At 69.1% G+C, this 13,838-nt stretch carries 9 protein-coding genes; 8 read left to right on the top strand and 1 reads right to left on the bottom strand.

The features are described 5' to 3' along the window. The 8 genes from D7W82_RS33530 to D7W82_RS33495 form a co-directional block, all read left to right on the top strand. On the top strand, positions 1-1,503 hold a 1,503-nt coding region (locus D7W82_RS33530; RefSeq protein ID WP_120622207.1), incomplete at its 5' end, for an ELWxxDGT repeat protein. A gap of 76 nt (positions 1,504-1,579) precedes the next feature. Further along, complete coding sequence (locus D7W82_RS33525; RefSeq protein ID WP_120622205.1) at positions 1,580-2,650, top strand: MBL fold metallo-hydrolase; 1,071 nt, start codon at positions 1,580-1,582, stop codon at positions 2,648-2,650. A gap of 53 nt (positions 2,651-2,703) precedes the next feature. Then, a complete protein-coding gene (locus tag D7W82_RS33520) occupies positions 2,704-3,606 on the top strand; it encodes a glycoside hydrolase family protein (protein ID WP_120622206.1) in 903 nt (300 codons plus the stop codon). Positions 3,607-3,699: 93 nt separating this feature from the next. Continuing rightward, positions 3,700-5,667: a serine/threonine-protein kinase gene (locus D7W82_RS33515; RefSeq protein ID WP_120622204.1), complete on the top strand. Its 1,968-nt coding sequence runs from the start codon at positions 3,700-3,702 to the stop codon at positions 5,665-5,667. Positions 5,668-5,767: 100 nt separating this feature from the next. After that, the gene (locus D7W82_RS33510; RefSeq protein ID WP_120622203.1) at positions 5,768-7,678 is read left to right on the top strand and encodes a serine/threonine-protein kinase; all 1,911 of its coding nucleotides are present in this window, start codon (positions 5,768-5,770) and stop codon (positions 7,676-7,678) included. 51 nt (positions 7,679-7,729) lie between these two features. Continuing rightward, positions 7,730-9,325 carry a serine/threonine-protein kinase gene (locus D7W82_RS33505; RefSeq protein ID WP_120622202.1) on the top strand — a complete coding sequence of 532 codons (1,596 nt, stop codon included), beginning with the start codon at positions 7,730-7,732 and terminating at the stop codon, positions 9,323-9,325. A gap of 101 nt (positions 9,326-9,426) precedes the next feature. Continuing rightward, positions 9,427-11,112, top strand: coding sequence for a serine/threonine-protein kinase (locus D7W82_RS33500; RefSeq protein ID WP_120622201.1), 1,686 nt, complete (start codon positions 9,427-9,429; stop codon positions 11,110-11,112). A gap of 66 nt (positions 11,113-11,178) precedes the next feature. Further along, on the top strand, positions 11,179-13,221 hold the full coding sequence (locus D7W82_RS33495) for a serine/threonine-protein kinase (protein WP_120622200.1): 2,043 nt from the start codon (positions 11,179-11,181) through the stop codon (positions 13,219-13,221). Here the strand turns inward: D7W82_RS33495 and D7W82_RS33490 are convergent. Continuing rightward, on the bottom strand, positions 13,218-13,838 hold a 621-nt coding region (locus D7W82_RS33490), incomplete at its 5' end, for a pseudouridine synthase (protein ID WP_147439691.1). The genes D7W82_RS33495 and D7W82_RS33490 overlap by 4 nt on opposite strands.

Genomic DNA, 13,838 nt, shown 5'->3' with positions numbered 1-13,838 from the left:
GGGGTGGGCTGCGGCGGGGCGCTCCCCGAGGAGCAGGCGGAGGAGGGCCTCGCACAGGAACCTACCTTCGCGCCAGAAGTGACGGCGGAGGGCCGCTGCCTCCCCACCGGCGCGGGCACCCAGCGGGTGAAAGCCATCCTTCCTCCTTCGGAGCTGGGCATCCCGCGCTTCGCGCTGGGGCCGGACAGCTTCGTGGACTTCAAGGGCACGCTGCACTTCGCGGTGAACTACGAAGACGGCCGCCGCGGCCTGTGGCGGAGCACCGGCACGGACGCGGGCACCACGCAGGTGAAGGGCTTCCCGGCGACGGCGGGCAACTGGACGCCTCGGCTGTCGCAGCTCACCGCCACTCCGTCGCAGCTCTTCTTCATGGCGCCGGACGCGGCGAATGGCCTGGAGCTGTGGGTGAGCGACGGGACGACGGCCAACACCCGGCTGGTGAAGGACCTGACTCCGGGCGCGGAGGACTCGTACCTGACGCACCTGACGGCGTCTGGCTCCACGCTGGTCTTCTTCAAGGAGACGTACGACGCCACGGCGTCCACCACGCGCTTTGAGCTGTGGCGGTCGGACGGCACCGCCGCGGGCACGGTGCGCGTGCGCGACTTCGGCACCGGCGTGGACGTGAGCTACCTGGACGCGAAGCAGGGCAACGCGCTGCTGTTCTTCGTGCGCGAGCTCCAGGGCGCCACCTCCCTGTGGCGCACGGACGGCACCGCCGCGGGCACCTTCCAGCTGAAGCGGCTGGACGCGGGCCCCGACACCTATCCGAACGACGTGCGCACCACCGGCGCGCTCACCCTCTTCAAGCTGGATGAGCCAAGCGGCCTGTCGGAGCTGTGGAAGACGAACGGCACGGCGGGCGGCACGCTGCGGCTGGCGTCCTTCGGCGCCACGCGCTCCATGCGCGTGCTGGGCGCGCTGGGCGCGTACGCGTACGTCACGACGACGTCCTTCAGCACCCAGTACATGGTCCTCTACCGCGTGCCGCTCACGGGCGGGAACCCGGAGCCCGTCGTCACCCTGCCCAATGACTACGCGTCGCAGGGCCCGGCGTTCCCATCCATCGAAGCCGTGAGCCAGGTGCCGGGGGGCACGAAGCTGTACTTCTCCGTGGCCATTGGCAGTGGCAGCCCCGCGCCGCGCGACACGCAGCTGTGGGTGACGAACGGCACCGCCGGGGGCACCACGCTGCTGCGCCGGCCGCTGAGCCTGTCGGACGAGTACGGCTCACCGGTGTACGCGGCGGCGGACAACCTGGTCTTCTTCAGCGCCTATGAGACCCCGGGCGGCATCGAACCCTGGGTGAGCAACGGCACGGCGGCCGGGACGCGCCGCCTCAAGGACATCGCCGCGCCGGCCCAGGGAGGCTCCTCCTATCCGCGCGAGTTCTTCCGCCTGGGCAGCCGCGTCTACTTCAGCGCCTACGACGACACGCTGAACGCGCAGCTCTGGTCCAGCGCGCTCAGCCACACCTGCCTGGCGCCGGAAGACGCACAGTAGGCGCAGGGCGCCTCCCCGCCCGGGCTCCAGGCGGGTGGCCGTGCCGGGCGCTGACGTGGGTGTTAGGAACCGCCTCATGCCCACCGTCAGTGACAGCGCGCGCAGCGCGGGACTCCGCCTCGAACGCAGCCGGGCCTCCCGTCAGTTCGAGGGTCACGGCTTCCGCAACACCGCCCCAGTGGGGGCGGGCATCCAGGGGGGCACGCTGCCCCTGCTGGGGGAGTACTTCTTTGGCGGCGCGCAGCGCACGCCGCCCGCGCCGCTGCCGGTGGAGGATCCGCGCGGCACCTGGGCCCGCGCGCCGGACACCGGGCTGCGCGTCACCTGGCTGGGCCACAGCACGATGTTGCTGGAGGTGGACGGGGCGCGCGTGCTGACCGACCCCGTCTTCGGCGACCGGGTCTCGCCCGTGTCCTTCGCGGGCCCCAAGCGCTTCCACGCCACGCCCGTCGCGCTGGACGCGCTGCCGGACCTGGACGCGGTGCTGGTGTCGCACGACCACTTCGACCACCTGTGCCGGAGCACCATCCAGGGGCTGGCGAAGCGGCGGGTGCCCTTCGTCACCGCGCTGGGCGTGGGGCGCCACCTGGAGGCCTTTGGCGTGGCGCCGGAGCTGATCACGGAGCTGGACTGGTGGGAGGAGCACCGCGTGGGCCCAGTGGCGTTTCGCGCGGCGCCCTCGCAGCACTTCTCCGGCCGCGGCCTGGGCGACCGCAACAAGACGCTGTGGGCATCCTGGGTGCTCACCACGGACAAGCACCGGCTGTTCTTCAGCGGCGACACCGGCCTCACCCCGGAGTTCGAGGAGATTGGCCGGCGATACGGCCCCTTCGACCTGGTGATGCTGGAGGTGGGCGCGTTCCACCCGAGCTGGGGCAGCATCCACCTGGGCCCGGAGAACGCGCTCAAGGCGCACGCGATGCTCGGCGGCGGCACGCTGATGCCAGTGCACTGGGGCACCTTCAACCTGGCGCTGCACGCGTGGGACGAGCCCGTGGAGACGCTGGTGAAGCTGGCCACGGAGCAGCAGGTGCGCCTCTTCACGCCGGGCCTGGGCCGGAGCCTGGAGCCCTCGCGCGTGGAGGGCGTGACGCCGTGGTGGCGCGACGTGGGCGAGCCGCGCCTCGTGCCCCGGCTGGCGCCGTGACGTGACGCCAGGACTCGACGCCCACCCGACGCCCGGGCGTAGAGTGATTGGCCATGCGCCCCTCCCCCCGGCTCCCCGTCGCGCTGTCCCTGGCCGTCCTGCTGTCGCCGCTCGTGGCGTGCGACCCCGCGGCCGGGGAGCCTTCCAAGCCAGACGAGCCGGCCCCCGGTGTGACGAAGAGCGCGAAGCGGGGACTCGGGTATGGCTATCACTCGGCGGAGGACCTGAAGGCGCTCTCCCCGGGGATGAGCTGGTGGTACAACTGGTCGCCCAAGCCGGAGAGCGGCGCGGCCAGCGTCTACGTTTCGGAGAAGGTCTCCTTCGTGCCCATGGCCTGGGGCGGCACGCCCACGGTGGCCCAGCTGGAGTCTGAGATTCCGGCGGGCGCGCAGGTCCTGCTGGGGTTCAACGAGCCCAACTTCAAGTCGCAGGCGAACAAGACGCCCCGCCAGGCCGCGGCGCTCTGGCCCGTGCTGGAGGAGGTGGCCCGCCGCAAGGGGCTCAAGCTGGTGTCCCCGGCGGTCAACTACTGCGGCGACTGCGTGTCGGAGGACGGCGTCACCTTCACCGACCCCGTGGTGTACCTGGATGCCTTCTTCAAGGCCTGCGCGAACTGTCAGGTGGATGCCATTGCCATCCACTGGTACGCGTGCGACCTGAGCGCGCTCAAGTGGTACGTGGGGCAGTTCAAGAAGTACAACAAGCCCCTCTGGTTGACGGAGTTCGCGTGCGGCGACCGGCCGCACAACGAAATCACCGTGGACGTGCAGAAGAAATACATGGTGGATGCCATTGGCTATCTGGAGACGGAGCCCGCCATCGAGCGCTACGCGTGGTTCTCCGGGCGCAACAACGAAATCCCTGCCATCAACCTGCTGGGCGCCTCCGGCGAGCTGACCGAGCTGGGCCGCCTGTACGTCACGCTCGCCGCGGGGGCCGCGCAGCCGTCACCCTGACAGGGGTGAGGTTCCAACCTACACACAGGGTTGGACAGACGCGAAGTCGTCTATTCGTCGGTCCCAGGATTCTGGGGCTAAGGTAGACGTCTCATGGCGCTCGACGCGGGGGACACCTTCGGAAGGTATGAGCTGGTGTCCTGGCTGGGCCGGGGCGGCATGGCGGAGACGTGGCATGCCCAGCTGGTGGGCGCGGCGGGCGTCACCAAGTCCGTGCTCATCAAGAAGGTCCTCCCCGAGTACGCGGACGACGAGGCCTTCATCAGCATGTTCATCAGCGAGGCGCGCATCTCCGCCACGCTGTCCCATGGCAACGTCGCGCAGGTCTTCGACTTCGGGCAGGTGGAGGACGAGTACTTCCTGGCCATGGAGTTCGTCGACGGCAAGCCGCTCGACAAGGTGCTCAAGCGCGCGAAGAAGGCAGGCCTGGGCTCGCTGCCCATCCCCGTCGCCGTGTTCATCGCCATGGAGATGTGCCGGGGCCTGCACTACGCGCACTCACGCACGGAGGGGAGCGGCAAGCCGCTGGGCATCGTCCACCGCGACATCTCTCCAGACAACGTGCTCGTCAGCTACGAAGGCCAGGTCAAGATCGTCGACTTCGGCATCGCCAAGGCGCAGCTGCAGCGGGGCTTCAAGACGGCGCCCGGCGTGGTGAAGGGCAAGTACCTCTTCTTCTCTCCGGAGCAGGCGCGCGGCGAGGACGTGGACGCACGCACGGACGTCTGGGCCACGGGGGTCGTGCTGTATGAGTTGCTGTGCGGCCGGCTGCCCGTGGATGGCCCGCCGCACGTCGTGATGATGAAGATTGCTCACGGCGAGATCCCGCCGTTGAGTCAGCTGCGGCCGGACCTGCCGGAAGCGCTCAACCGCATCGTCCTCCAGGCGCTGAGCCCGGATCCTGCGCAGCGCTTCGCCACCAGTCACGCGTTCGGGGATGCGCTGGCGGGGTTCCTGTATGCGAATCATCCCCGCTTCTCGTCGTTGAGCCTCGCGCACCTGCTGCGGGTGCTGTTCCGGGGAGACCTGTTGAACGAAGGCCGGGAGCTGGCGGTTCCCGACGACTTCCTGTCGGAGCTCAAGGCCTGGCGGCAACCCGTGACGCCAGACCAGGCCCCCACGGTCCCCCACCTCCGGGCCATCCCGGCGCCCCGGCCGCCCTCCGCGCCCGTCGTCGTCACGCGCGAGTCCCAGGAAGAGGAAGCGCCGGATGTGCCCACGGCGGAGATCGCGCCGGTCCGCCTCTCCCGCCCGCCATGGGTGGGGCTCGCGGTGGGGAGCGCGGCGCTGCTCGTGCTGGGCGGCGGCATCTGGTGGACCCGGTTCCGGCGCGCACCGGAGGTCCCGCGGGGAGAGCATCCCACCGTCGCGCCCGTGGTGGCGACGTCGGCCCCCGCGCCGGCTCCGGCACCGGAGCAGCCCGTGAGCATCGATGCGGGCATGGCTCCGGAGCCATCGCCACCGCCTCCTCCAGAGGACGCATGGAGCGAGACGCGGGTGCGAAAGCTGCTCGATGACGTGTATCGCCTGGGCAAGAGCAACAAGGAGCTGACGCGGGCCGCGAAGCTGGTCCAGCTCTGCGTGGACGCGGTGCCTGACAACGTGGACTGCCGACTGGCGGCGGGCCTCACGTATGAACGGCTCCGTTCCATCGACAAGAGCGTGAGCCACTACCAGGCCTTCCTGCAGAACGCGCCCCCCACGGATCTCCGGCGGAGCGCGGTGAAGGATCGACTGTCGGCCCTGCTTCAGCGCAAGCCCCAGGCGCAGCCCCCCGCCAACGAAGCGGAGCTGGAGTCCTCCCGAAGCGCCGTCCTGATGCACCTGACGCGAGGCCGCCAGAAGGAAGCGCTCGACGCAGCCAACCAATGCGTGGCGCGGCTCCCTCGGGAGCCGGACTGTCACCTGTTACAGGGGGACGTCCTGGCGAAGATGAATCAGGCGGCGGAGAGCGCGCGAAGCTATGAGCGCTTCCTGGCGTTCGCGCCCACCAATCATCCGCGACGTCCGGATGTCGTGCAGAAGCTCGTCGAGCTGCGGGCGACTGGCGCCGCGGACTGACGCGGTTTCATGCCGTCCGAAAGAGACTGCTCGCGGGCCCGGCAGGCAGGGGGCCTGCGTTCGGGGGTTTCCCAGGTTCCGTATAGGATGCGCGCCCCATATGGAACTGCAAGCCGGAGATACCTTCGGACGGTATGAGTTGGTGTCCTGGCTGGGCCGGGGCGGCATGGCGGAGACGTGGCGCGCCCAACTGGTGGGCGCGGCGGGCGTCACCAAGTCCGTGCTCATCAAGAAGGTCCTCCCCGAGTACGCGGACGACGAGGCCTTCATCAGCATGTTCATCAGCGAGGCGCGCATCTCCGCCACGCTGTCCCATGGCAACGTCGCGCAGGTCTTCGACTTCGGGCAGGTGGAGGACGAGTACTTCCTGGCCATGGAGTTCGTCGACGGCAAGCCGCTCGACAAGGTGCTCAAGCGCGCGAAGAAGGCAGGCCTGGGCTCGCTGCCCATCCCCGTCGCCGTGTTCATCGCCATGGAGATGTGCCGGGGCCTGCACTACGCGCACTCACGCACGGAGGGGAGCGGCAAGCCGCTGGGCATCGTCCACCGGGACATCTCTCCGGACAACGTGCTCGTCAGCTACGAGGGCCAGGTCAAGATCGTCGACTTCGGCATCGCCAAGGCGCAGCTGCTGCGCGGCTTCAAGACGGAGCCCGGCGTGGTGAAGGGCAAGTACCTCTTCTTCTCCCCGGAGCAGGCGCGCGGGGAGGAAGTCGATGCGCGCACGGACGTCTGGGCCACGGGGGTCGTGCTGTACGAATTGCTGTGCGCGAAGCTCCCGGTGGAGGGGCCGCCCCAGACGGTGATGATGAAGATCGCCGAGGGGCGCATCCCCGCGCCCACGACGCTCCGGCCGGACCTGCCCGAGGAGCTGAATGCGCTGGTGATGCAGGCGCTGGCTCCGGACCGGGAGCGGCGCTTTGAATCCAGCCATGCGTTCGGGGATGCGCTGGCGGAGTTCCTCCATGCCCACTACCCGCGCTTCTCTTCACTGAGCCTCGCGAACCTGCTGCGGGTGCTGTTCCGTGCGGACCTGACGCACGAGGGCCGCGAGCTGTCCGTGCCCGCGTCCTTCCATGACGAGGCGAGGAAGTGGGGAGAGCCCGCGCTGGCGAAGCTCCTGGATTCCCCACCGCAGGAGCAGGTCCAGACCCGGCGGCTCGTGCGCGCGGTCGCGAAGCCTCCGCCCACGGAGACGACGCAGCCGGATGCGCCCACGGTTCCGACAGGCCCTTCGCGCAAGGTGCTCTACGGCGCGAGCGCGGCAGGAGGCCTGGCCGTGGCAGGAGCCTGTCTCTGGTTCTTCATGGCCCCCCGTGCACCGGGGCCCGCCGCGCAGCCCGCGCCCGTGCCCCAGACGGTGGCGGTCGAAGCCCCCGCCCCCAAACGCGTGGAACCCGAGCCGCCCGCCCAGAAGGTCGAAGCCGAGCCGCCGGCCCCGAGTCCGGTTCAGGAGCCGGAGGATGAGACCGGGCTTCAGGCCGAGGAGCTCATCGCGCCAGAACCCACGCGGACCGCGCACCCCATCCGGAAGCCGTCCAGGCCCGTCCGCGCGACCCAACACGCCGTGGCCGAGGAGCCCAAGCCCGTGCCGGTCGTCGAGCAGCCCCCGGCGCCCACCGTCGTCGCGGCCAGCGCCGTCCAGGAGCCGCCACCCGTTGTCCCAGAGAGCGCGCCCGCGCCCAAGAAGGGCGTCCTTGGACTGCTCGACTCCAAGCGGCAGGAGGTGCAGCAGAAGGTCTCCTCTCTCGTGAAGACAAAGCAGCAGGAGGTCCAGCAGAAGGTCTCCGGGCTGATCCAGAGCAAGGACTACGACGCGGCCCTGGAAGCAGCCAACGACTGCGCGGCGAACAACCCAGACATGCCGGAGTGCCATCTCATGCTGGGGGCCGTCCACGCGAAGCTCAACCATCCCCGGGAGAGCACGCAGCACTACGAAACCTTCCTGAAGCTCGCACCCGCGGACCACCCGCGCCGGGCGAAGGTCGTCGAGCTGCTCGGGAAGGAGTGACACGGTCCCCCATGCGGCATCCCTGGAATCTGGGTTTAGAATGCCCACTCCATGGGTCTCCAGGCGGGCGACGTCTTCGGAAGGTATGAGCTGGTGTCCTGGCTGGGCCGGGGCGGCATGGCCGAGACGTGGCACGCGCAGCTGGTAGGCGATGCGGGCGTCACCAAGCCCGTGCTCATCAAGAAGGTCCTTCCGGAGTACGCCAACGACGAGGACTTCATCTCCATGTTCATCAGCGAGGCGCGCATCTCCGCCACGCTGTCCCATGGAAATGTCGCCCAGGTCTTCGACTTCGGCCGCGTGGAGGGCGAGTACTTCCTGGCCATGGAGTTCGTGGATGGCCAGCCGCTGCACCTCGTCCTCAAGCGCGCGCTGAGGAGCAGCCTGGGCAGGATGCCCATTCCCATCGCGGTCTTCATCGCGATGGAGATGTGCCGGGGCCTGCACTACGCGCACACGCGCACGGACAGCGGTGGCCGGCCGCTGGGCATCGTCCACCGGGACATCTCTCCAGACAACGTGCTGCTGGGCTACGAGGGCCAGGTCAAGATCGTCGACTTCGGCATCGCCAAGGCACAGCTCATCCGCGGCATCAGCACGGAGCCCGGCGTGGTGAAGGGCAAATTCCACTTCTTCTCTCCAGAGCAGGCGCGAGGAGAGGGAGTGGATGCGCGCACGGACGTCTGGTCCACGGGGGTCGTGCTCTATGAATTGCTCTGCGGAAAGCTGCCGGTGGAGGGCCCGCCGGCCGTGGTGCTGAGTCGCGTGGGGAACGGTGAGATTCCCTCGCTGGCCACGCTCCGGCCGGACCTGCCGAAGGAGTTGAATGACATCGTGAGGAAGGCGCTGACGCCGGACCGCCAGCGGCGCTTCGACTCCAGCCACGCGTTCGGGGATGCGCTGACGGCGTTCCTGTATGCGAACTTCCCGCGCTTCTCCGCCATGAGCCTCGCGCACCTGTTGCGAGTGCTGTTCAAGGAGGACCTGGCGCAGCAAGGTCGCGAGCCGTCCGTCCCGGGCTCCTTCCTGGAGGACCTGAAGGCGTGGAGCAAGCCGGTCGCGCCAGTGAAGCCCGCGGCCCCGCCCCCGGTGCTCCTGCGGCAACCCCGGCCCGTCCGGCCGAGCAATCCGCCGGCCATGGCAACCCCAGCACCGAGGGCCCCCGCGACGTCTCCTGCCCCCTCGAGCCCGCTGCGCACCGGGTTGAAAGTGGGAGGGCTGCTTGCCGTGGTCGCGGGCCTGGTGCTCCTGTGGAGACACCAGACGGCCATGCCGCCCGTGGAGGAGCCTCCTCCCCTGCCCATGGCGACCCTGGAGCCACCGCCCGAGCCGACGCCCACACCGGTCGCCGACGTGGCGCCACTGCCTGCGGCGCCCTCCAAGGAGGTCATGGACCTGCAGCAGCAGATCCAGTCGCTGGTCAACGAGAAGAACTACGACGTGGCGCTCGTGAAGGCCCAGCTTTGCATCAAGCTCGATCCCACCTTCCCGGATTGCGAGCGGTACCTGGGCTTTCTCTACGCGGAGCTCGGCAATGCCAGGCTGAGCGAGGAGCACTACAAGGCCTACGTGAAGCTCGCCGCCGAGGGCGATCCCTCCCGGGCACGCGTCATGGAGGAGTTCGGGAAGGCCGGCGACGCGGGATGAGTGGTCAGCCTTTCCACTCGCTGACATCCCAGGCAGCCAGGCAGGAGAAAGACAGCCTCGATTCTGCCATCCTTGGAATCTGGGTTTAGAGTGTCTGCCCCATGGCACTGCAAGCGGGCGACGTCTTCGGGCGGTACGAGCTGGTCTCCTGGCTGGGCCGGGGCGGCATGGCGGAGACGTGGCGCGCCCAGTTGGTGGGCGACGCGGGCGTCACCAAGCCCGTGCTCATCAAGAAGGTCCTGCCCGAGTACGCCAACGACGAGGCCTTCATCTCCATGTTCATCAGCGAGGCGCGCATCTCCGCCACGCTGTCCCACGGCAACGTGGCCCAGGTCTTCGATTTCGGCCGGGTGGACGGGGAGTACTTCCTGGCCATGGAGTTCGTGGATGGCCAGCCGCTGCACCGCGTCCTCAAGCGCGCCCTGAAGAGCGACCTGGGTGCCCTGCCGATTCCTGTCGCGGTCTTCATCGCGATGGAGATGTGCCGGGGCCTGCACTACGCGCACACGCGCACGAACAGCAGTGGCCAGCCGCTGGGCATCGTCCACCGCGACATCTCTCCGGACAACGTGCTGCTGGGGTACGAGGGCCAGGTCAAGATCGTCGACTTCGGCATCGCCAAGGCGCAGCTCATCCGGGGCTTCAAGACGGCGCCCGGCGTGGTGAAGGGCAAGTACCTCTTCTTCTCTCCAGAGCAGGCGCGAGGAGAGGACGTGGACGCGCGCACGGACGTCTGGGCCACCGGCGTCGTGCTGTATGAGCTGCTCTGCGGGAAGCTGCCGGTGGAGGGGCCGCCACACGTGGTGATGATGCGCGTGGGGCGGGGAGAGATTCCCGCGCCGAGCGTGCTCCGGCCGGACCTGTCGAAGGAACTGAATGACATCGTGATGAAGGCGCTGACCCCGGACCGGGAGCAGCGCTTCGAGTCCAGCCACGCCTTCGGGGATGCGCTGACGGGGTTCCTGTATTCGAACTTCCCGCGCTTCTCCTCCATGACCATCGCGCACCTGCTGCGCGTGCTGTTCCGGGGGGACCTGGCGCAGCAGGGCCGGGAGATGTCCGTCCCGGGCTCCTTCCTGGAGGAGTTGAAGTCCTGGCGCCAGCAGACCGCGCCGGAGGAGCCGGTGACGCCGCGGCCTTCCACCGAGCGCCAGACCCGGCGCGTCCGGGCGGCCAGCCCGCACGTCACGGAGACGACCCAGCCCCGGTCCATCGTGCCGTCCGCTGGAACCCCGCGCCCGCTGCTCTATGGGTTGAGCACGGGAGGCCTGCTGGCCGTGGGCGCGAGCCTGTGGCTGCTGCTGCTGGATTCGCCGTCGTCAGCGAATTCCAGCGGAGCGCCGCCGCCCACACCCATTCGCGCGCCCGTCACTGTCGAAGCACCCAAACCGACGCCCGTCGTGACATCTGCGCCCTCCGAGACACCTACGCCCGTCGTGACACCGAAGGAACGGGTGGACGACACCAGCCCTCCCACTGGCGAAGACACTGTTTCAGGCATCAAGATCCGTCCCGACTCAATTGGAGAGATACAGGAAAGAATCCGGGTGCTCGCCAAAACGGATCCCAATGCGGCACTTGAGCTGGCACAGGCCTGCGCGGAAAGGATGCCCAAGATCCCCGAGTGCCAGCTCATGCTTGGCGTCGTCCACGCCACCCTGAGGGACTTCAAGAAGAGCGAACGGGCCTTTCGGACCTTTCTGACACTCACGCCCGAGGGCTATCCTAGGAGAGAGCTCGTCATCAAGGCCTTGTCGAAAGTCTCCAGTCACAGCTCAACGCAATGAGCACCTTCTCATCATTCAGGCCGATCCTCTTTCGCCGGACAGGCCAGACCGCAGAGCCCAGAACGTATGGCACTCCAGGCAGGCGACACCTTCGGGCGGTATGAGCTGGTGTCCTGGCTGGGCCAGGGCGGGATGGCGGAGACGTGGCGCGCGCAGCTGGTAGGCGACGCGGGCGTCACCAAGCCCGTCCTCATCAAGAAGGTCCTGCCCGAGTACGCCAACGACGAAGCCTTCATCTCCCTGTTCATCAGCGAGGCGCGCATCTCCGCCACGCTGTCCCATGGCAACGTCGCCCAGGTCTTCGACTTCGGCCGGGTGGACGGCGGGTATTTCCTCGCCATGGAGTTCGTGGACGGCCAGCCGCTCCACCGCTTCCTCAAGCGCGCGATGAAGAGCGGCATGGGCGCCCTGCCCGTCCCCATCGCGGTCTTCATCGCCATGGAGCTGTGCCGGGGCCTGCACTATGCCCACACGCGCACGGACAGCAGCGGCCAGCCGCTGGGCATCGTCCACCGGGACATCTCTCCGGACAACGTGCTCGTCAGCTACGAGGGCCAGGTCAAGATCGTCGACTTCGGCATCGCCAAGGCGCAGCTCATCCGGGACCTCAAGACCGAACCCGGCGTGGTGAAGGGCAAGTACCTCTTCTTCTCCCCGGAGCAGGCGCGCGGAGAGGAAGTGGATGCGCGCACGGACATCTGGGCCACCGGCGTCGTGCTGTACGAACTGCTCTGCGGGAGGCTTCCCCTGGACGGGCCGCCCCAGGCCGTGATGACGCGCATCGCGCGCGGCGAACTCCCGCCGCTGGGCGATTCACGGCCGGACCTGCCGCCCGCGCTCCAGAGCATCGTCCACAAGGCCCTGCACCCGGAGCAGTCCCAGCGCTTCGAATCCAGCCATGCCTTCGCGGAGGCCCTCTCCGGCTTCCTGTACGCCAACCACCCGGGTGTCTCCTCGCTGAGCCTCGCGCACCTGCTGCGGATGCTCTTTCGTGACGACCTGCTCTCCCACGGCCGCGAGCTGTCCGTCCCCCCCTCCTTCCAGCAGGAGCTGGAGTCCTGGCGCGAGCAGGAACCGGCGCTCCCGAAGAAGCCCGCGCGGCCCAGGCCGCTGCTCCATACCGGCAGGATCCCCCTCCCCGAATCCAGCGTCGAAATCGTGGAGGAGGAAGCCCCGGTCGCGCTCGCACCCGTGGCATCGCGCAAGTGGATGCTGGGATTGAGCACCACGGGTCTGGCCATCGGGGCCAGCTGTCTGTGGCTCCTCGGCGCCCCCGGTGCGCCTCCCGAGCACCCTGGAGTCGCGCGCCCCATCGAGCGTCCGGCCGCCGCGGTTCAATCCCTCTCCGACACCGCACGGCCCCCCACGCTGGCGGCCACACCGGCCCCCCAGGCGACAGACAGCGCGCCCCTCACGGTGGAGCCGATTCCGGAACCCGCCCTCTCCCTGGCCGACTATCAGGACCGCGTCCAGGCGCGGGTGCAGCAGGGAGGGCTCCAGGACGCCGTGGACCTGGCGCACCAGTGCGAGACGCGCTTCCCCCGGGAAGGGGAATGCCAGCTCCTGCTCGGGATGCTGTACGCGCGGACCAATGACAGCCGCAGCAGCGTGACGCACTACCAGCGCTTCCTGGAGTACGCCCCCGACACGCACCCCAGCCGTGCCAAGGTCGTGCGGATCCTGGATGACGCGAAGGCCCTCTCATCGGCTTCGGGCCGCGTCGTGAAGCCGGAGACCTTCGCCGACATGATCGAAACCGGCCGCACGGCGTTCCGCGACGAGAAGTACCCGGAGGCCGCCGCCGCGTACCGGAACGCGCTGGCCATGAAGCCGGGCTCGTTCGACACCAAGCTCGAGCTGGGCCTGACGCTCATCAAGCTCAAGCCGGGCACCGCCAAGGACCACAAGCAGGCCGTGAAGCTGCTGGAGGACGTCACCCGGAACAATCCCAGCCTCCGGCGCGCCTGGCTGGGATTGGAGACCGCCTACACCCTGACCGGCAACAAGGCCAAGGCCAAGAAGGCCCACGACCGGTACATGGTGATGTCCCCCAGGAACATGACGAACCCGGCGAAGGCGCGGGAGATGCTCAAGAACCTCGGCCGCTAGTCCGCGCCGGGCTGGAACCCCAGCCCCTGCGCCACCTCCGCGTCCGTCAGCTCGCGCCACGCCCCTTCCGCCACATCCAGCACCAAGCGCCCCACCGCTTCACGGTGCAGCGCGAGCACCGGGTGCCCCACCGCCGCGAGCATCCGCTTCACCTGGTGGTGCCGTCCTTCCGTGAGCGTGAGCGCCACCACGTCAGGCGCGCGGAGCACGGCCTCCGCCGGTCGCGTGGGGCCGTCCTCCAGCGTCAATCCCTCTCGCAGCCCCGCCAGCGCCGCCTCCGGGGGCTGCCCCTCCACGCGCGCCACGTACCGCTTGGGCAGGTGCGTCTGGGGCGCCGTCGCGTGCCGCACCAGCCGCTCGTCGTTGGTGAAGAGCAGCAGCCCCGTGGTGTCCCGGTCCAGCCGGCCCACCGCGTACCACTCGAAGCCTTGAAGCTCCGGCGGCAGCACCGCGCGCAGCCTTTCGAAGACAGTGCCCACGCCCTCGGGATCCGCCCCGTGCACCACCGGCCCCGCTGGCTTGTGGAACATCAACACCCGGGCCTTGCGCGTCAGCGCGCGCTCCACGCCGTCCACGCGCACCCGCGTCCCCTCCCCCACCGGCGCGAACGGCTCCCG

Origin of the sequence: Corallococcus sp. CA049B (assembly GCF_003611685.1) — a bacterium.
GTDB classification, from domain to species: domain Bacteria; phylum Myxococcota; class Myxococcia; order Myxococcales; family Myxococcaceae; genus Corallococcus; species Corallococcus coralloides.
Note: the sequence above shows the minus strand (reverse complement) of the source record. Positions and strands in the feature narration are given on the sequence as shown.